At 38.2% G+C, this 20,521-nt stretch carries 13 protein-coding genes and 1 pseudogene; 6 read left to right on the forward strand and 8 right to left on the reverse strand.

Annotated features, from left to right (window positions below):
- Positions 1–715: 715 nt before the first annotated feature.
- On the forward strand, positions 716–1,105 hold the full coding sequence (locus MHI53_RS13395) for a nuclear transport factor 2 family protein (protein ID WP_340371503.1): 390 nt from the start codon (positions 716–718) through the stop codon (positions 1,103–1,105).
- A gap of 541 nt (positions 1,106–1,646) precedes the next feature.
- A complete protein-coding gene (locus MHI53_RS13400; protein WP_340371504.1) occupies positions 1,647–3,266 on the forward strand; it encodes an ATP-binding cassette domain-containing protein in 1,620 nt (539 codons plus the stop codon).
- 1,420 nt (positions 3,267–4,686) lie between these two features.
- On the opposite strand, the gene MHI53_RS13405 is transcribed toward MHI53_RS13400, so the two are convergent.
- Entirely contained in the window at positions 4,687–6,036 is a 1,350-nt protein-coding gene (locus MHI53_RS13405) for a PTS transporter subunit EIIC (RefSeq protein WP_340371505.1), read from the reverse strand.
- 317 nt (positions 6,037–6,353) lie between these two features.
- Between MHI53_RS13405 and MHI53_RS13410 the strand changes: the two genes are divergently transcribed.
- A complete protein-coding gene (locus MHI53_RS13410) occupies positions 6,354–7,553 on the forward strand; it encodes an enolase C-terminal domain-like protein (protein ID WP_340371506.1) in 1,200 nt (399 codons plus the stop codon).
- A 133-nt stretch (positions 7,554–7,686) separates the two neighbouring features.
- Positions 7,687–8,403, forward strand: coding sequence for a GntR family transcriptional regulator (locus MHI53_RS13415; RefSeq protein ID WP_232732202.1), 717 nt, complete (start codon positions 7,687–7,689; stop codon positions 8,401–8,403).
- Between the two features lie 693 nt (positions 8,404–9,096).
- On the opposite strand, the pseudogene MHI53_RS13420 reads toward MHI53_RS13415, so the two are convergent.
- The 5 genes and pseudogenes from MHI53_RS13420 to lacG form a co-directional block, all read right to left on the reverse strand.
- Positions 9,097–10,089, reverse strand: a pseudogene (locus tag MHI53_RS13420) (glycosyl hydrolase 53 family protein); the annotation flags it as partial.
- A gap of 389 nt (positions 10,090–10,478) precedes the next feature.
- Positions 10,479–11,648, reverse strand: a complete 1,170-nt coding sequence (locus tag MHI53_RS13425; protein WP_061140344.1) for a galactokinase — start codon at positions 11,646–11,648, stop codon at positions 10,479–10,481.
- A 223-nt stretch (positions 11,649–11,871) separates the two neighbouring features.
- On the reverse strand, positions 11,872–13,584 hold the full coding sequence (locus MHI53_RS13430; RefSeq protein WP_340371507.1) for a PTS lactose transporter subunit IIBC: 1,713 nt from the start codon (positions 13,582–13,584) through the stop codon (positions 11,872–11,874).
- A 15-nt stretch (positions 13,585–13,599) separates the two neighbouring features.
- On the reverse strand, positions 13,600–13,914 hold the full coding sequence (locus MHI53_RS13435) for a PTS lactose/cellobiose transporter subunit IIA (protein WP_061140346.1): 315 nt from the start codon (positions 13,912–13,914) through the stop codon (positions 13,600–13,602).
- 78 nt (positions 13,915–13,992) lie between these two features.
- Entirely contained in the window at positions 13,993–15,393 is a 1,401-nt protein-coding gene (gene lacG / locus MHI53_RS13440; RefSeq protein ID WP_061140347.1) for a 6-phospho-beta-galactosidase, read from the reverse strand.
- A gap of 263 nt (positions 15,394–15,656) precedes the next feature.
- Here lacG and MHI53_RS13445 point away from each other — a divergent pair, with 263 nt between their 5' ends.
- Entirely contained in the window at positions 15,657–16,424 is a 768-nt protein-coding gene (locus MHI53_RS13445) for a DeoR/GlpR family DNA-binding transcription regulator (RefSeq protein WP_061140348.1), read from the forward strand.
- 19 nt (positions 16,425–16,443) lie between these two features.
- Positions 16,444–17,118: an HAD family phosphatase gene (locus tag MHI53_RS13450; RefSeq protein ID WP_061140349.1), complete on the forward strand. Its 675-nt coding sequence runs from the start codon at positions 16,444–16,446 to the stop codon at positions 17,116–17,118.
- 246 nt (positions 17,119–17,364) lie between these two features.
- Here the strand turns inward: MHI53_RS13450 and MHI53_RS13455 are convergent, their stop codons facing one another.
- Both MHI53_RS13455 and MHI53_RS13460 read right to left on the reverse strand, forming a co-directional pair.
- Positions 17,365–18,816 (reverse strand): spore germination protein, encoded by a 1,452-nt coding sequence (locus tag MHI53_RS13455; protein WP_340371508.1) that lies wholly within the window; start codon positions 18,814–18,816, stop codon positions 17,365–17,367.
- A 321-nt stretch (positions 18,817–19,137) separates the two neighbouring features.
- Complete coding sequence (locus MHI53_RS13460; protein ID WP_340371509.1) at positions 19,138–20,496, reverse strand: IS1182 family transposase; 1,359 nt, start codon at positions 20,494–20,496, stop codon at positions 19,138–19,140.
- Between the last annotated feature and the right edge of the window lie 25 nt (positions 20,497–20,521).

The raw sequence follows: 20,521 nt of genomic DNA on the forward strand, positions 1-20,521 counted from the left end.
GCATCCATCTAAAACCATCCAGCGAAAAATGTGGCGGACGTCCTAAGGAATTTGGTAACTATCAACAATTACACATATCGTGCACATCCTAAAACCCTGCTCAGTCAACCATGAATGTTCCTCCCATTACATAAGTCACAATTATTTATAATACTGATTTAAAAGCATATTACAATGAGTCTTTGTACCTTTATATATTGAAGATTAAAAATAATGATAAAGGGAAATTTCCGATCACTTCCCCCGCATTCTTTTTCAAGTCAAATCCCCTCTAACTTTATTCTCTTTAAGCGTTTGTTTTTTTCATTTTTTCACCCTGAAATTGTGTTGACTTGTTGCTTCAATACAGCAAATCGCAAGTTCATTACATGGAAGAACTAGACCCAGTCTTCTCCCCAAATCGAATTTTTGATGCACCCCCATTCAATGCTTTGCTTGGAACAAAAAAGACAGTCTTTCTGGACACAGATGAAAAGTTCCAATTAAGGCAAATTCCCTCGTCCTGCTATTGAAGAATTTTCAGTTGGACAATTACGTCGTGTTTTCAACATGCTTATAAAGAGAAAAAATGGTAAAATCAAAGAGATTCACAAAAGCCCCCATGTGACCTTGATTGAATTATGAGGATGACGCAGATTTGCGTGCTGAACAAAGTCGATTAACACTCTCACAAAAAACGAAAACTGCACAAATAACAATGGAGGAGGAATATATAATGGAACATGAATTAAAGGAATTCATCAAAAAGTGTGACCACGCCATACAACAGGAAGATTTTAATACTCTGAAGAATTACTATACGGAGGATGCGATTTTGGTTGTAAAGCCTGATATGATTGCAAGAGGTAAAGAGGAGATCAAAGAAGCATTTATTAAAATTGCAAACTATTTTAATAACACTCTTGTACCGACTCAGGGAGAAATGATTATCTTGGAAGCTGGAGACACAGCTTTGGTTATTTCGCAAACGCTAATCCATGCCGATAAAACGGATTCGAAATATTCAAATGATAGAAGGGCAACTTACGTATTCAAGAAAAATTCACAAGGTGAATGGCTTTGCGCAATCGACAATTCATATGGCACAGACTTAATCAATAGATAGATTAGAGCTATAATTTCAAAAAGCGGAAGTTTCCTGTTGCTAAGCGAATCCATAAATGCCTGCTTATTTACAGCTGCTTAGGCCCTTTTCTTATTGGGCTTGCCTTCTATTGCACCGTTGTAAGTCCCCTTATCGGCTGCGTTTGGGGAGCGACTTCTTCATTCCCTCAAAAGATATTACCTTCCCTTGCAGCCAAGAACACTTCTTCCATTTCCTTGAAAGCTTCTTTTTTGCCATTCTTATCGTAATTAGCAATGTAAATTTTTCTATCATTACTATTCGTTAAAGCACATGAAAAACGTTAGGATAGTTATTCAAATACGCCTTTCCGCACTTTGTGCATTAAATTTTTAGATGATTTGTATCGGTTTTTGCTAATGAACCTTTAACTTTTGACAGAAATAAGATACAATTTAAATGATGCACAGTTTAAAATTTAAAAGCTACAAGAACGTAAACTGTCTTTTATGTGAAACAGAGAAAAAAATCAAACTTGTGTTGAAAACGTTGAAACAAAAGTATTTTGGAGGAATGTAAATAAATGATTACTGTAAATAATGTTGGTTTACGCTATGGCGATCGTAAACTGTTTGAAGATGTTAATATAAAATTCACGCCTGGTAACTGCTACGGGCTTATTGGTGCAAATGGTGCAGGTAAATCCACTTTCTTAAAAATCCTTTCCGGTGAAATCGAAGCACAATCCGGTGATGTTCATATGGGGCCAGGCGAACGCCTTGCCGTTCTTAAGCAAGATCACTTCGCTTATGAAGAAGAGGAAGTACTTAAAGTTGTCATCATGGGTCACGAAAGATTATATCAAGTCATGCAAGAAAAAGATGCCATCTATATGAAGGAAAACTTCACGGACGAGGACGGTATGAAAGCTGCTGAGCTTGAAGGTGAATTTGCCGAATTAAACGGATGGGAAGCGGAACCTGAAGCATCCATCCTCTTAAAGGGACTTGGCATTACAGAAGAACTGCATACAAAGAAAATGGCTGAATTGACCGGTGGCGACAAAGTGAAAGTATTGCTTGCCCAAGCGCTTTTCGGCAAACCGGATGTTCTATTGCTGGATGAGCCTACCAACCATCTGGATTTAAAAGCGATCAAGTGGCTGGAAGAGTTCTTGATCAACTTTGAAAATACCGTTATCGTCGTTTCCCATGACCGTTACTTCCTTAACAAAGTTTGTACACATATCGCCGATCTTGACTTCGGTAAAATCAAAGTGTATATCGGGAACTATGACTTCTGGTATGAATCCAGTCAGCTTGCCCTTAAACTGACTCAAGATGCGAACAAGAAAAAAGAAGAAAAAATTAAAGAGCTGCAAAATTTCATCGCTCGATTCAGCGCCAACGCATCCAAATCGAGCCAGGCAACATCGCGTAAGAAATTATTGGATAAAATCAGTTTGGATGATATCCAGCCTTCATCTCGCCGTTATCCTTATGTCGGTTTCACACCAGAGCGTGAAATCGGGAACGACCTGCTGCGGGTTGATGGAATTTCGAAAACGATCGATGGCATCAAAATCTTGGATAACGTCAGCTTCACGATGAATAAAGGCGACAAGATTGCATTTGTCGGCAAAGATGAGATTGCCCAAACGACCATGTTCAAAATTTTGGCTGGAGAAATTGAGCCGGATGAAGGTACTTTCAAGTGGGGTGTAACGACTTCACAGGCATACTTCCCTAAAGATAATGCCGAATTCTTTGAAGGCGTCGATTTGACTCTTGTCGATTGGCTTCGTCAATATTCCCCGAATGATCAAAGCGAAAGCTTCCTGCGCGGATTCTTAGGGAGAATGCTATTCTCTGGTGATGAAGTGACGAAGAAGGCAAGTGTTCTTTCAGGGGGCGAGAAAGTCCGCTGCATGCTTTCGAAAATGATGTTAAGCGGATCCAATGTCCTTATGCTTGATGAACCGACAAACCATCTGGACTTAGAGTCGATTACAGCATTGAACAACGGGTTGATCGCCTTTAAAGGATCGATGATCTTCTCTTCTCATGACCATCAGTTCATCCAAACTGTTGCGAACCGGATCATTGAGCTTACACCAAAAGGTACGGTCGATAAGCAAGTCAGTTATGATGAGTATCTGGATAATAGCCAATTGCAAAAACAAGTGGCTGAAATGTACAAATAAGCTTCATTACAAGCGGCACATCCTCATTGGATGTGCTTTTTTTCACCTCCATGCCTGCCTACCCACTTATTGAAGGTATAAAAAATGATCTACTTGAAATATAATAATAAACCAAAGATGAGTCCTGTATAAAATCATTGACTTAAAGCTATATTGTGAAGAAAGGAGTGGGTTGGTTTGGATGGGCACTCAGTGAAACATATATTTGAAGATACCGGAAATTTTTTCCTATACGATAAATTCAATTATCAATTTTATGTATCGGGACTGTTTGACTCAGTCGATCAAGAGCGGATCATATCTGATTTCTTACGCGCATTTGCCTTTGACGAAAAAAATTCACTCTTTTTTGATGACTTTTCCTTTTACTTTAATTGCTTTCATTACTCCCAGCAAAAGCAACAAATGTTAGATTTCCTCAAACCTGAATATGATGACCATATTTGTTGACTAAGAATGAAAGGTAAGGACATCTGAATGCCCTTACCTGAGATTGAAGGCAAACTCCGTTTCACTTGAGGATCTTATAATTTGATTCTTAACTGCTTCAAATCCAACAAATTCAAAAAAGGGTATAGGAATGAAAGAGCCATTCCGATACCCTTTTTTCCCCGCCCTCCAAGCTTTTAATCTCCGTACCCTCTTCCTCCTAGACTGCTTCCGTATTCATGTTATGATGGCTGCTAATAGTCTAATGCGCTTACCCGAGAAACAAGCAAGTGTATGAATTCATTGCCCGAAGATATTTTTAGTAACTTTTGAATATTAGGATCCGCCATTACATAGCTTCCTTTTTTATTCACAACATTAATGTTGTCGATATTACAAAATGAGTTTAGTATACTCCGGTAGTAATTTCAAAATGCTGTCTGCTATATGGCCGAACTGTTCAAAAGCTTCCGCAATTTTCTGCTAGGTGTCCGATACTATACGTGTGTATCCTCTTTACTGCCTCCCCTACCAATTCACACCAGTTGGTGGTTATTTATAAGAAAATAGATCTAAAAAATATCGGTGGGAAGCTCATGATAAATTAGATATGCTCCTTGTATAAAAGCTTTTAAAGTTTTGGATGTGAAGATTGGATAAAGATTCTTTCTTCGACAAGCGCCCCTTATTGAAAGAAGAATTAGCGTTGCTTTATAAATGGTATTCCAAGCTTCACACCTCCCATGTTCTTCTTTATCTTCTTCAACGATTGTAGCCGGATTTGAAATGACGTTCTTTCTAGAATTCTTTGTTCTTTATGGTTCTTACATACTTTCCTTTCTCATTGAATCGATTGCACTCACCGGAAAATGTATGTATGCCTTCTTGCTGAGCCAGCAGTTGCAAATGATACCGTATAATCCAATCCCTACCGAAGGGGCATCTCCCCCACCAGCACTTATAAATCACCTTATTGGATATTAGTTATGATTCATATTGATTGAGTCTTTTTTACAGTGACGAAAGATATTCCAAATGATGTACCTATTGCGATTACGATTCCCATTAACGCATACGGAAAATAAGGGCCCACATATGCGACTAAACTTACAATACTTGAAAGGATATACCCATAAATTCTTACACCCATGGCAGCAAAAAAAGTTGAGGCTACTGCACTACCAATCGAACAGGCTATGAAGGCTTTACGATTTTTAATAAGTACCCCGAATATAGCAGGCTCTGTAATGCCCAGAAGAGCAGAAATAGTCGCTGATAGAATTATAGACTTTTCAGTTTTGCTATTGGCTTTAAAAAACATTGCAAAAGTGGCACCTGCAATGGCCATGTTTGTCATAAACATCATAGGCATTAACATGTCGTATCCTTTATCCGCGAAGTTTTGAAGCACAATTGGTGTAAGAGCGTGATGCATACCAAATACAACTTCTATCGGTCTCGCTCCGCCCATTACAACTCCTGCTAAGATGGGAGATATATCGAATAATCTTTCAATAATATAAGCTAATCCCTTACCAACGTAACTACCTAATGGTCCGGATACGATCAATGCAAAAGGAATGGCAAGAAATAGAGTTAATGTAGGAGTAAATACAGTTTTCAAAATGTTTGGCATATACTTATCAATCCATCTGTGGATATAACTTAATGCCCACACAGATAAAATGACTGGAATGACAGCACCAGAGTAATTAATAACGGGTATTGGTAAACCTATAAAATGAAATTGACTTACCTCACCTAATTTAGCAGCGTCAATTAAAGATGGATACATAAAGCCAGCAGCAATAGCAAGGGCAAGATATTGATTTGTTTTAAATATTTTGGCAGCTGAAGCAGCTAAAAAGAATGGCAAGAAATAAAAGACTCCACTTGAAATCAAGTCTAGGATTATTATTGTTTCATTATCCTTCGATAATAAATTCAAAGCAATTAGACCTGCCAAAAGCCCTTTGAGCATGCCTGCACCAGCGATTGCCGGAACTATTGGACCGAATACACCCGATACAACATCCAACAATCGTGAAAAGAGACCTTTTTTCTTGCTACTTTCTTTCTTAACTTCTTCTCCTTCCATCCCTATTTCTTCCATTAAAGCTGAATGATATTGCTGTACATTTGTCCCGACTATTATCTGATATTGATCGTTTTGTAATTGTTCTCCGATAACACCACTCAATCGCTTTACATTTTCATGGGCGATCAAAGAATTATCATACAAATCAAAGCGCAGCCTTGTCATGCAATGCCAAGCTTTCTTTATATTCTTTTGGCCGCCAACATATTCTATAATTTTCTTGACACTCTCTTTATCTTTCATATTTGGATCATTCCCTTTCTAGAAATTATTGATAAATCTCAATCTATTACTTTCTTTCTTTCACTCCGATTTGACAGGGTTATGATAGCATATAAAAAAAATAAATGAAAACGCTTAAATAAACCATGAAATAATGAAAAATCCAATATTATCAACATTTATTGCACAGTTTTTTGAAAATTGGTATGGTAAATTATCGTAACGGACCTTCTTTCTTTACCAAATTGACGTTGGATATTTACTATGTTTTAATCTAGTTAATTATTTCACTTTGATTTGACGAATAATTGAAATTAATGAAAAAAGGAGATTCAACCTTGGAACCCACACTTATTACAGATATACAATCATTTGTGATTAACCCGAATAGACATAATCTTATTGTAGTCAAAATAGAAACAAACAAAGGTGTTATTGGATATGGGTGTGCAACATTCCAGCAACGGCCTCTAGCTGTTCAAACCATGATTGATGAATATTTAAAACCGCTTCTAATAGATCGTGATGCGAACGCCATTGAAGACTTGTGGCACTTAATGATGGTCAATTCTTATTGGAGAAATGGTCCTGTTATTAACAATGCAATTGCAGGGATTGACATGGCTTTATGGGATATTAAAGCTAAATTGGCCGAGATGCCCCTTTATCAACTTTTTGGAGGAAAGTCAAAAAACGCAATTGCGGCCTATACACATGCTGACGGATTAACATTAGAAGAGCTCTTTAACAATGTTGATTCTTTGATCGAGAGAGGATACCGCCATATTCGCTGTCAATTGGGGTTCTATGGCGGCAAAAATCATACGATGCACGTAACAAAAGAGTTAAGTGCAGGAGAATATTATGATCCAGACATTTATATGAAAGATGTCGTGACCATGTTTAAAGCATTACGTGAAAAATATGGATATTCCATTCATTTGCTTCATGATGTTCATGAAAGACTATTTCCAAACCAAGCCCTCCAATTGGCAAAAGACCTAGAGCCTTATAAGCTATTCTTTTTAGAGGATATCTTACCTCCTGATCAAAATGAATGGTTGGTTCAATTGAGATCACAATGCACTACACCTATAGCATCCGGGGAATTATTCAATAACCCAACTGAATGGAGAAATCTCATCGTTAATCGTCAAATTGATTACATTCGCTGCCATGTTTCACAGATTGGGGGCATCACACCCGCTCTTAAACTAGCTGCACTATGTGAAAATTTTGGTGTTCAAATTGCCTGGCATGGCCCATCGGATATGACCCCTATTGGAGTTGCAGTGAATACACACTTGAATATTCACCTTCATAATGCAGCGATACAAGAAATTCAAGAGCCTGATGAAACTACGAAAAAAATGTTCCCTAACTCAGTGGAAGTAGTGGACGGGTATATTTATCCTATTGAAAAAGTTGGCATCGGTGTTGATTTCAATGAAGACATGGCAAAAGAATATCCAGTCATTTATCGAAAACATGAATGGACTCAAGCTCGTATTCCAAATGGTACCATCCATACCCCATAAAGTTATAAAAATGCAGGAAAACCCTTGAAGCAATGCGCTTCAAGGGTTTTACATTACAAGAAAGATAACGAATGGATCCTTTTATGCTAATATTATATGCAGTAAGAAAAAACAATCTGTCTTGAGGTAATCGATGATGAAAAAACGTGATTTTATTGCAGATGATATTCTAAGTAAAATTTATCAAAATACTTATAAAGCTGGTCAAAAAATCCCTACCGAAAGGGATCTGGCAAATCAATATGATGTATCCAGATACACAATTCGCGAGGCATTAAAAAAACTTATGAATATTGGATGTATCAGAATTATTCAAGGTTCGGGTATATTCGTCAATGATACAAAATATAAAAGTCCATTAATTTACAATTCATTAACAGAAAAGAAATTCAAAGATATACAATCCGAAATTATCTATCTTAAAAAGATTAAACCTGATCAAACATTTGAAAAAATTTTTGATATAAATGGAGAACAGAAGAAATTATGGGAATATAAACGGGTTCGAATTGCCGATTACCAAAAAAGGCAAATTGAAACTTCAAGATTACCATGCTCTTTTTTCCCACACCTTAATAAAGAAGAAGTTAAAAAATCAGTTCATGACTATGTACAACAATGCGGCTATCAAATATCTCATTTCATCACAACATACAGCGCAGTAAATGTAAGCAAAGAGGATGCTGAGCTTCTAAATTGCAAGAAAGGGGTTGCCGCGATGAAAATCATAAACAGAGGAATTCTTCAAAATGGCAGAGTGTTTGAATATAGTGAAATGATTAATTTAGATTATTCATGTTCCTATTTTACACCGTTTAACCCTTATAGTCATCAACACCGAAAAACCTAACATTTCTCACTAAATCATTTTTCCGTACCGGCCCAAGTGTACGAAGGAATCTTTATAGGTACAACGTACTCCCTTCCACCTGCCCACTGTTTTGTTTTTCTCATGCCTATGTCTGAATTTTTAAATATGGTCTCGTGAATATGGGATACCGGCACCACAAAAAGCACTAGTGAACAAAGCATCCCATATTCCGTTAAAGACCGAAATTTCAGTTATTTATTGTTTTATCATGCCTTTTCAATTTTTGAAAAACTCCACATTGTCGACACTGATCCAGTTATTTGCATTTGCATCAGTCCAAAAACCGAATTCAGCTTGTCCGTTCGTTACATGAATATTCGTTATAGTAATTTGAGTCCAGGTGCTTGTTGTCGGAATAGGAGTGTTTTTTTCTGAGCTTCCAAAGTTCTTAACGTACATTTGGCTCGTTTTAAATCCACCACCGCTTCTTACCCATGCTTTCAATGTATACGTTCCATTAGGAAGGCCTGTTTTTATTTGATGGGTACTAACCTGATAAGCAACGCTATTCCAATGAGATAATTTGTAGCTTCCTGAATATCCGCCAGCTTCCGTGTAATTGGCAAGGTCATTACCATTTGACCAAGTGGTCCAACCTGTTGGATTCTGTGTAGCTCCATCTGTTTCAAAACCGGCATTATTTACAAGATTCCCGCTTGATGCCGATCCTTTAGCTGCATCACTGAAAGCATCGATGGCCGTTGTATATTTCAGGACATTTTTAGATACCTCGGTAGTTGCGCCTAATGCATAACCATCAGAAAGAACACTTGAGTTAGCCTGGGGTTCCCAATAAAAAACTCCGATCCCTTTTCCGTTCGGAACCGCTTTCACAACCTTGATTGTATCATTGATCGTCCAATAAGAATCTTTAGGGTTTTTTTCGTCTCCACCTACTTCAACAACCATAACTTCCTTGTTATAGCGTGAAGCCATGTCGTTCAGATTGTAAGATAAATCATCGGTAATCTCCCAATATGGCTGACCATCCCAATATGGATAGAAAGATGCACCAATAACATCCGTTTTACCGCCATTACTAAAGAAGTTATCAAACCACCATCTGAATTGACTGTTGTTAGTCCCATGTGCTAAATGACTGACCACCTTGGAGGATGGGCTTACAGCCTTAACTGCGTCATAGCCTTTATTAAGGAACGCCGTCAATTTACTGAAATTGTCAGTACTGCCATCTGGAAGCATGATCCCTGAGTTCATCTCATTCCCAACTTGTACCCATTCAGGATATATGCCATTACTTTTTAGCTCGTTCATGACATCGTAAGTATGGTTGTAAACCGCTGTTTGTAACTGGGTATTGGTGTAGCTTGTCCATGCGTTTGGCTTAATTTGATGACCCGGATCTGCAAAAACATCACTATAGTGAAAGTCAACCATTATCCTCATTCCCAAAGCTTTTGCCCTTTTTGCTGCAGCAAGCACGCCTGCTTTGTCACTATAGCCCAGCATGGTCCAAGTTGTTCCATCTTTTAACCAATAATAGTCACTTGGCGGATTAACAAAGACTCTTAACCTAACGGAATTAATTCCGTGATCTTTAAGTATCTGTAAAGAATCTGCTGGTTTTCCATTGTCATCGACCCAACTTACGCCCCCATCTTCCATTTGCTTCATCCAGCCTATGTCAGCTCCATATGCAAATGGAGTCGATGCTTCCACCTTATGGAAAACATCTACACTAGCTAAGCCAGTTAAAGCAAGAACTAAGCCCATCACGTTTACCATAAAACCTTTTATCTGTTTTTTCAACATGAAATTCATCCTCCTATGACAGCAATTCATCGGTTTATTGACTTGCCTGTAACTAGTACAATGCTCGGAAAAACCATGATAATTGAACAACTTATCGTTTGTTTTTGCCGTTTTACCTTTACTATGGAAAACGGCTTAACTCCCTTTTTTTCATGTACAGCTTCCCGTTGGCCTGTCTGCAAATGATCCCTTCACCGCTCCCCAACCTTCCTATCCTTTGTCAATAAATGAATGACTGCATGTGAGCCACATTACCTGCACCACCTAGGATTTGTCGTTATTTATCCCACCTTCCATTTCTTAGCGCCATCGCTAATATCCACAATATAAAATGAAGCTTCATATCCTATTTTGCCGAGATATTTAGCTGAAACGCTCTGGATGAAGCTTTCCGTTTTTTCGCTTTCCACGATCGCTATCGCGCAGCCGCCGAAACCGGCACCTGTCATCCTTGCGCCAAGGGCTCCTTCCTCCCAGGCCGCTTCGGATAACACATCCAATTCAATGCCCGTCACTTCATAATCATCACGCAATGATCTGTGCGAAGCATTCATCAGTTCCCCAAACGTTTTCAATTCGTTTGCCTTTAATGCCTTTGCAGCTAGTACTGTCCGTTCGTTTTCACTGATCCCATGACGCGCCCTTTTCCGTAACGTTTCATTCGATAGATATCCTTCCAGCTTTTCAAATTCCTTCAATGTCAGTTCTCCAAGCGAGTTCACATTCCGGTATTGCCGTAGTTCCGAAAGAGCCGCTTCACATTCAGAACGACGTTCATTATATTTTGAAGTCGCAAGCTCGCGGCGCTTGTTCGTATTCATGATGACTATTTTGTATCCATCTAAAACAAGGGGGATCATTTCGTAGCCCAGGGTTACACAATCCAGTAAAATGGCCATATCTTCTTTTCCTTTTTGCACGGCAAACTGATCCATAATGCCTGAATTCACACCGATAAATTCATTTTCAACTTTTTTTCCCGTCAAAACTAAATCAAGATCAGAAACATCCAATGCGAATATTTCTCGTAAGATTACACCTGTCAGCATTTCAATTGAAGCGGAAGAGCTTAATCCAGCACCGGTCGGGATGTTGCCATTAAACAAAATATCCAATCCACTGTCGATTTCATGACCAGCATCTTTGAGATAACGGATCATGCCCTTTGGATAATTGGTCCAGTTACCCTCTTTTCTGTAAGCTAAATCGAAAAGGTCAAAACAAATCATGCCTATTTCCGGAAAATTTTCCGAGTAGAATCGAATTTGACTATCCTCTCTTTTTGCACTTACTGCATACGTTCCGATTGTAATGGCACATGGAAAAACATGTCCTCCATTATAATCCGTATGCTCTCCGATCAGGTTAATCCGCCCCGGTGCAAAAAATACTTCCCCGTCTTGTCGACTGAAAACGGTTTTGAATTTTGTTTTCAATAATGTGGTATCCATGCCAAGCCTCCACCTTTTTTATTTCCTGCCTTGTTCAAGGACTTTGTTCAATTGACTTATTTCCATTAAAAATACACCCCAAATATCAGATTTTCGTCTAAAATTTAAGGTGCATTCCGTTTTCCGATTATTGATTTTCCGTTCTTTAAAAGCTTAATATGGTACTCGTTTAACTAGGCACCGCCTTGAATCGTTGTTGGAGGATTCATTGTCGCTTCCATTTTTATTTGACCTGTTCCAGGACAAAATCAATGGCTTTTTGCGAATTTCTAGTGAGATTGATATATTCTGCCCCTTTTGTGGCAGCGAGTTTAATGTTTAAACGGTCTGTGTCTTCTTTAATGTCATCATAATATGATCCTACTTGCGGAGCTAAAATCACCATATCGAAGTCTTTCATGATCTCGTAATGAGAACCGTAAGCACCTGCTGATGCAGTGATCGGGACATTGTATTGTTTAGCGCCTTCCGTTAATGCATTAGCTAACATGGCACTTGTTCCCGCTCCGGCACACAGCACCAAGACGTTGATGCTTTTCTCCAGCGTTGGTGCGGATTCCTCCACTTGAGCATTGTTGTTCATGATGGCGAATGTATCTGTTCCTGTTGCACCGACCATTGCAGGTTGCGCTGCTCGGGAAACTCCAACAGCTGCTTCCAATTCAGCATTTTTTGCTTCTTTTGCCAGCAATTCGTTGTCATAGGCTTTACAGAACGGAAGGTAAATAAGGAAATCGACGACGATTAATAAGATTGCAAGAACCAAAGCCCAGAGTCCCATACCTGTACCAAGTATTAAGCCGATTGGTGCTGGTGTTGCCCATGGCAGGACATAAATGAAGCTGTTCATCCCGATAACGTCAACGAAGAACTTGAACAAGCAAACATTAATCATTGGCGTCATTAAAAACGGAATGAAGAAATAAGGATTTAAAATCATTGGTGCAGCAAATAAAAGCGGTTCATTAACGGCAAAACACACGGGTACTACGGATGCTTTTCCGACTGCTTTCAGCTGTTTTGATCTAGCAAGAAGAAGGAAAATAAACGGAACGACAAGGGTAGCACCGGTCCCTCCCATAGTACCGACAAAGTTTCCAAGTCCGACCGTAAGCACGTTGGATGCTTGCTCACCGGCATCATGAAGCTGTAAGTTTGTGGCTACATTAGCGTAAATAATGGCGGCAATAGCTGGCTCCACTATAGAAGGTCCGTGTACCCCGGCAAACCAAAATAGTGCCATCATTCCCCAAATGATGCAGATTCCCAGGTACCCATCAGCAGCTGTGAATAACGGAGACAGCAGAGTAGCGAGTGCTTCTGCAAAAGGGACCCCAAGTGTACCTCTAACGATTAAATCCATGATAACCATGGCAAGAACGGAAAAGGCGAATGGAAAGACATCCTTAAACGTTTGCGATATCGTTCCTGGAACTTCTTTTGGCATTTTAATCGTTATATTTTTAAGTGCACAGAACTTATAAAGATTGACCGTAATGAAAGCAGATACAAAAGCGGCTAAAAGACCTTTTGTACCGAGATATTCCGATGAAAAACCGCCATCGATTTGAGTAACACTTAAAACTAAAAAACCAACGATGGAAGCGAGCATTGTGGAAGTAGAGTTAATATACTGATTTTTTGGCATTCTGCGATTTACCGATTCACTCAGAGATCTTGCCGTTGTGGCAGAAACAAGCAGTCCCACGATTCCCATTGAATAGTTGTACACTTTCCAAAGCCAAGTGGATACATTTTCAGGCCAAGTATAACCGAATACTTCCGGTACAGCCGCAACAAGAATAAACATACTCGCAAACAATATGACCGGCATGGCGGCTAGGAAACCGTCACGAATTGCCCCTAAATAAATGTTTCTTGAAATTTTTTCAAAAAAAGGTTTTCCTTTTTCGATTTGCTTGATTACACCGTTCATTACTTCCCCTCCAAATTAACGGTTTTTACGATAGAGTTCAATGAAATCTTGGATGAGTTCACGAAGAAGCAAAGTTGTCATTAAGTGGTCTTGGCCGTGTATGAAAATAAATCCTATATCCATATCTTTTCCTGCGGCTTCTTCCGATAGAATCTTCGTCTGTGCATTGTGGGCGAGATGTAAGTTTTCATCGGCACTTTTTAGGCCTGCCTCCACATTATCAAAGTTTCCGGCACGCACTTCTTTTAGTAATGTTAATAATGAACTTCTAGCATCCCCAGCATAAGCAACAATTTCAAAACCGAGCATTTGTATTTCTTCTTTATTCATATAAGTAACCTCCAATAGCGATTTCATATTTTTTGGCAACGCATGATGAAAAGAGACTCTTTCCATCATGCGTGAAAATTAAACGATCGTTTTCGTTTCACTTACAAGCTTGTACCAGTAGGCGGATTCTTTCGGATATCGTTTTTGGGTTTCAAAATCGACGTAGAAAAGACCATAACGTTTGTTATAACCGTTTGTCCAAGAAAATAAATCCATTAAGGACCATAAAAAATACCCTTTTACATTGACACCATCAGTGATAGCTTTACTAATGGCTTCCAAATAAACTTTTAAATATTCCATTCTTGGTTTGTCCATGATGATTCCGTCATCGAATTCATCTTTATAGCCCATGCCATTTTCCGTAATGTATATTTTGTTATAATCTGGATAATCTTGTTTAATACGGATGAGAATGTCATACATTCCTTCAGGATAGATGAGCCAGTCCCAATCCGTTCTTTTCAGTCCTTCTTTGTAAATCCTTTCACCAATCCCTTTTACTTTATAAACCGAGGTTCCTTTGTCGCCGGTGCCATTATGATGAATCATGGTTTCTCCGTCGTATGCTTTAACGAAATGGCATTGATAATGATTGATGCCGAGATAATCATTTCGTGTTGAAGCTTTTTTCATGATTTCAAAATCACTGTCCAAAAACTCGTATTTCGCACCATTTGCCTGACAGATCTCATCCAGTGCAAGCATGGTTTTCTCCGAATAATAACCGAGGTAAGTGGCATCAAGGAGAAACCTGACTGATAACGCGTCATCCAGGAAACAGGCATGACGGTCTTCTTCTGAGTCACTGGCAGGGTATTTTGTTTCCAACGAGTGGACGACGCCAATTTCACCAGGATAGTTATTTTCCTTGAATAAGTTAACCGTCATTGCATGCGCCACCATCATATTATGTAAGCATTGAATGATCTTTGTGAAGTCGCTTTTGATAGATGGAGGAAACACACCGAGTAAATACTGGTTTGTCGCAACGGGATAGATTTCATTAAACGTACTCCAATTTTTAACTTCGGTAAATTCATTAAAACAAAACTCTGCATAGTCAACAAAAGCTTCTAGTGTTTCACGATTTAAAAAATCACCTTTATCGAATAATTCTTTTGGTGTATCGAAATGATGGAGCGTAACAAAAGGAACGACGTTATGTTTTTGGCATTCTGCGAAAACATCATGATAGAAATCGACGCCTTCCTGATTGACTTCTCCTGAGCCATTTGGAAAAATTCTTGTCCAAGCAATGGAAAGGCGAATGCCATTTATGCCAAATTTTTTACATAACTTTATATCTTCCGGGTATTGATGATAAAAATCACTTGCAGGATCAGGACTGAATCTTCCTTGCTTTTCTAGAAATTCATCCCAAGCAACAGGTCCTTTTCCGCCTTCTTTTGTTGCACCTTCTGCTTGATACGCTGCTGTGGCACCGCCTAAAATAAAATCACTTGGTAATTTCAGCATGACTTGAATCCCCCTAATGAAAGTTTATACAAGCTAGTTAAAAAATGTTTGTTTTTGTTAACTTTTGTTTATCGTAAGCGTATACAAAATGATTGTCAATAGATTTTTCAAAAAATGTAAGCGATTGATTATTAGGTTAATCACTGTTTATCACGATATGAACAGGATCGTTTAGCGCTCTTTATAAATGTTTGTTTTTGTTTTTTTATTGACCTATGTTTCTCTTCTATGATAAATTGTGTTTAAAGTTGAGGTGATTAGATGTGTTAAAAAAAGAACGGTTATTAAAGATCATCGATATCGTTAACTCCAAAGGAATCATTACGGTGAATGAGATCATGGATGAACTGGATGTTTCCGATATGACAGTTAGAAGAGATCTAGAGGAACTTGACAAAGCCGGAAAAATCGTTCGCATCCATGGCGGTGCTCAGAGTATTTCCCACTCAATAGATCGAGAGTTATCACATCATGAAAAACTTGGTGTTCAAGTAGAAGCAAAAGGTAAAATTGCAGAGCTGGCTGCATCGTATGTAGAAGACGGCGATACGGTTTTTCTCGGACCAGGTACTACAATTGAACTTTTAGCCAAATATCTATTGAACAAACGAATCAGGATTATTACGAATAACTATCCTGTATTCAATATTTTAACGCATTGCGAAGCGGCAGATATTATCCTGATTGGCGGCGACTATAGAAAAAACACTGGTGCTTTCGTTGGGCCTATTGCCAATAATACTTTGCAAAAATTCAATTTCACGAAGGCTTTCATTAGTGCAAATGGCATTCATAATGATGAAATCTCTACTTATAGTGTCGAAGAAGGAGAAGCACATCAAATTGCGCTGAATAATTCTCGAACCAAATTTTTGTTAGTAGACAATAAAAAATTCAATCGAGAAGATTTTTACGTTTTCTATGATTTACATGATATGGATTATTTGATTACTGATGATAACGTTGTGAAGGATGTCCTAGCCCATTACGAGCAATATGTAGATATCAAAATCGCAGAAAAAAATGAATAGAAAAGGTAGGGGTAGTTCATTGAAAGGAATTATTTTTGATTTTAATGGCACCATGTTTCTAGATTCGCATATTCACGAAGAGGCATGGTTTTACATGGTAAAGAAATATTCCCCTAAGGCCATATCGGATACAGATATTTTGCTTAACATTCATGGAAGAACGAATAAGGAAATCCTTACCCATTTTATCTCAAAAGAGTTGACAAATGCGCAAATCGAAAAGATGTCTTTTGAAAAAGAAGCCTACTACAGGGAATTATGTCTGAAGAACAAGGATGAACTAAAGCTGACCAATGGCCTCGCGGACATGTTAAATCAGCTGAAAGCTTCAGGAATGCCCATCACCATTGCGACCGCTACGGTAAAGGAAAATGTTCAATTTTACTTTGATATTTTTCAATTGGACCAGTGGTTTGATTTTGACAAAGTGACCTTTGATGACGGGAGCTTCCCTGGCAAGCCGGAACCGGATATATTCATTATTGCGGCGAAGAAATTAGGGCTTATACCAATTGAATGCTTAGTAATTGAAGATGCTTTTTCGGGACTTACAGCAGCGAAGAAAGCAGGAATCGGCAAGATCATCGCCATCGATCCATTCGGTAAAAATCGCTCGTTATTCGAAGAAAAACAACTAGGAAGCGATGGAATCATAACCGATTTCACTAAATTTTTTGAAGTGATTGCAAGTTAATCCTTTTGAGGAGAGTGATACTGGGGCTCTTTTTATGGGGATGGACTTGGGAGATTTCTTGTCATAACAATGAACTGTCACGATTCAATAGTGGGAGTAAACAAATCAGAACATATGTATAAGCCTAAACCTCGCTGAATTTCAACGAGGTTTTTCGTAGAATGGAGAATCGCTGCAATTGTCTTGAATTCTTTTTCACCACAGCAAAAGGTTTGCAAGCTTGAACCAAAATAACGAATAAATGAATCAATCATTCTCCTCAGGATAAGTGTGTTTGCTATTAATTAGTGTCTGTAAATCTCCCCTATATATTGTATCTTTCCATTCCTGTATCCTAAACGGAAGCAAAGGCGAAAGATAGGGAACACCTAAAGATTTAAGTCTTGCCATATATATTATTTTAATTGTTGCAGCAATGATTAATCCATTAAATCCATAAAAATAAGCAATAATCAAAAAAAGCGGTCTTAAAGTACTTTCAGCAGCTAGCATTCCTCTGTTGGCGAGTAGAAAACTAGAAATAGTCGTTATACCTACGATTATGAGACTAAGTGGATGAATTAGTTTTGCCGTAACAGCTGTTTCGCCTATTACGATAGTTCCGATCAAGGAAAGCAAAATCACTGAAGCCTTCGGAATACGATAAGATGCATCCAATAAGATTCTTATGATAAATAAGAGAAGAGCTATTTCCCAAAAGGTTGGTAATAACTCATTTTTAGTTATGAGTGCCTTCGAAATTTTATTAGTTAAATCTCCTTTATGAAAATTTGCTATCGCGATATAAACACCAGGTAGGTATACAGCTAAGAAAAAGCAAATCATTCTTATTAATCGATTTGAAAAGCGACCCGCTTTTACGTGATACTCATCCGGCGCCTGTAATAAATCCATAAAAAGTGTAGGTGCAATAATTGCACTAGGGAAACCATCCACTATAATTGCTACTTTTCCTTCATATAATGAGGATACAACTCCATCAATTCGTCCTGAAGTTCTTGCTAAATTGAAAATGGTTCTTGGTTTTCCTTCCAATACATCTTCCACAACTTTTGAATTTAGCAAATATTTTATTTTTAGGCTTTTTAGCCTCTTTCGTACTTCTTTTAAAATTCCTTTATCCACAATCCCTTCTATAAATAATATTGAAACGGCTGTTTTCGAGAATGTTCCAAATTCCATTGGTTCTACACAGAAATCAGGAGTTTTAATGGTACTTCTTAACATATTAATATTTGTTTTCATTTGTTCTGTCAGACCAACAATGGGACCCATTTGAGAACGTTCCCCTAGTGATTCTTCAAGGCTTCTTTCCTTCCAATTGGCTGATGGTACGATAATTCCTTTTCGATGGCCATTAATCAATATAATGGTATTTCCTTTTACGATAGCTTCTATTACGTCTATGTACTGAGTCGTGGTTTTCACATCAGCAGCTTCAATCAATCTTTCATTAATTTGATCAGTAAGTAATTCATTACACTTTACAGTCTTGAAAGGCTCCAATAATGGTTTGACAACATATTCCTGTATGAGGTCTGTATCAATAATTCCATCCAAATAGACAATGTTGATTTCGACAGAACTCTTGAAGCCCGTTTTTATCTTTCTAACGGTAAGATCAGATGTATGATGAAATGTTTTCTTTAGATCGCTAATATTTTCTTGAATGGTTTCCTGCAAATCTTTTTTACTCATTCAATTTCACCCTTAAAGTTTATTCACTTTAGTTTGAGGAAATATCTTGAATTTTATTCTCATTCAATGCAGCGCAAGTTCAATCCATAAAGAATCGAAACGTCTGTCTCCTTTAGCATTTTATCGTGGTAAACATTTGTTTGGATTGATTGTTTCGCGGACCAATAATCATGCTGAACTACCAAAAAAAGGACCATTTTTAATGGTCCTACCAGTTTGTAGACAAAAGGGGTTCGGAATTAAAAAATTCCGAACCCCTTTTGAAATTCCTTTGAAATTTTGACCAAAGGTTACGAGATTTGGGCTCTTCGAGCCACTATGTTAAGCCATTTTAGGACCTTGCCATGTCCAAGTGGCCATCTTCTTTAAATTCATGGCAGCGAAAGTAAGCATCGCCTGCATCGACAATTTTTTAAGTCCCCTTAAAGTAGTCCAACGCATACCATGCTTTTCTTTTGCATCTGCGAATACACGCTCAATCGTTTCTTTGCGTTTCGCATATATAGGTTTTACCTCTTGATGATGACGCAGATGATCTGCTTCTTCCACATATGCTTGCCAGATATGCCGTGTCACTACTTTTTGATGGTCTTTGCTTTCCGTACACCGTGATAAAAATGAGCATGTTGCACAAATTTGTTTGGGCGATTTGTACTCGCGATAGCCCTCTTTATTTGTTGTTGAGTACTTTAAAGTTTCTCCCGAAGGGCAAAGGTAACAATCAAAGTGTTCATCGTAAACATAGTCATGTTTGCGAAAGAATCCTTCTTTTGTACGAGGACGTGTATAGGGTAAAGCAGGTGTGATTTCTTTGTTAAATAGGTAGCTTGTAATCGCTGGTGTTTTATAAGCTGCATCTGCGGCAACTGCTTCTGGTTTTCCAACTTTCTCAATCACTTGCTCAACAAGTGGCTCCAAAATATGACTGTCATGTGTATTACCAGGTGTTACAATCGTTCCCAATACAAAACCGTTGCCGTCTGCGGCCGCATGGAATGAATAGGCAAACTGTTTTGTTCGTTCATCTTTCACATAGTAGCCACTCTCAGGATCCGTAGTACTTTCTTTAATTGCTTTGGTTTCTTCCTTATCAAATTTATCTGGTGGAAAAGGCTTCTTTCCATGGTTTTCACGATCTTGATTGATTTCTTCTTGAAGACGTCCTTGATACGCTCGTGTTTCTTTACGAACGATTTTCTTTTCAAATTTCCGTTTATTCGCACTGGCTTTCACATGTGTGGAATCCACGAAAACGTGTTCTACACTTATTACCTTTTTATTAGCAGCTGTCATTAAAATGCGACAGAAAATCTGTTCAAACAGGTCTGTATCTTTAAAGCGTCGCTCATAATTTTTTCCGAACGTAGAGAAATGAGGTACTTTATCATGGAAACCATAGCCTAAGAACCAACGGTAAGCCATATTGGTTTCAACTTCTTCAATCGTTTTACGCATGGAACGAATACCGAAGGTATATTGAATGAAAGTCAGTTTAACTAAAATAACTGGATCAATACTTGGGCGTCCTACCTCTGAGTACATATCTTTCACCAAGTCATAAATGAAAGTGAAGTCAATGGCAGCCTCCATTTTACGAACCAAATGGTTCGGTGGCACCAGTTGATCTAAAGTAATCATTTCAAGTTGATCTCGCTGAATAGAATCATGTTTAGAAAGCATCCTCATCACCTCAAGTTTTAATCCT

The organism is Peribacillus sp. FSL E2-0218 (genome assembly GCF_037992945.1).
In the GTDB taxonomy this organism is placed as follows: domain Bacteria; phylum Bacillota; class Bacilli; order Bacillales; family DSM-1321; genus Peribacillus; species Peribacillus simplex_B.

Excerpts from the sequence above, each read along its gene's own strand:
- MHI53_RS13395 (WP_340371503.1), top strand. The coding sequence starts at position 716 with ATGGAACATGAATTAAAGGAATTCATCAAAAAGTGTGACCACGCCATA.
- MHI53_RS13400 (WP_340371504.1), top strand. The coding sequence starts at position 1,647 with ATGATTACTGTAAATAATGTTGGTTTACGCTATGGCGATCGTAAACTG.
- MHI53_RS13405 (WP_340371505.1), bottom strand. The coding sequence starts at position 6,036 with ATGAAAGATAAAGAGAGTGTCAAGAAAATTATAGAATATGTTGGCGGC.
- MHI53_RS13415 (WP_232732202.1), top strand. The coding sequence starts at position 7,687 with ATGATGAAAAAACGTGATTTTATTGCAGATGATATTCTAAGTAAAATT.
- MHI53_RS13425 (WP_061140344.1), bottom strand. The coding sequence starts at position 11,648 with ATGGATACCACATTATTGAAAACAAAATTCAAAACCGTTTTCAGTCGA.
- MHI53_RS13430 (WP_340371507.1), bottom strand. The coding sequence starts at position 13,584 with ATGAACGGTGTAATCAAGCAAATCGAAAAAGGAAAACCTTTTTTTGAA.
- MHI53_RS13435 (WP_061140346.1), bottom strand. The coding sequence starts at position 13,914 with ATGAATAAAGAAGAAATACAAATGCTCGGTTTTGAAATTGTTGCTTAT.
- lacG (WP_061140347.1), bottom strand. The coding sequence starts at position 15,393 with ATGCTGAAATTACCAAGTGATTTTATTTTAGGCGGTGCCACAGCAGCG.
- MHI53_RS13455 (WP_340371508.1), bottom strand. The coding sequence starts at position 18,816 with ATGAGTAAAAAAGATTTGCAGGAAACCATTCAAGAAAATATTAGCGAT.
- MHI53_RS13460 (WP_340371509.1), bottom strand. The coding sequence starts at position 20,496 with ATGCTTTCTAAACATGATTCTATTCAGCGAGATCAACTTGAAATGATT.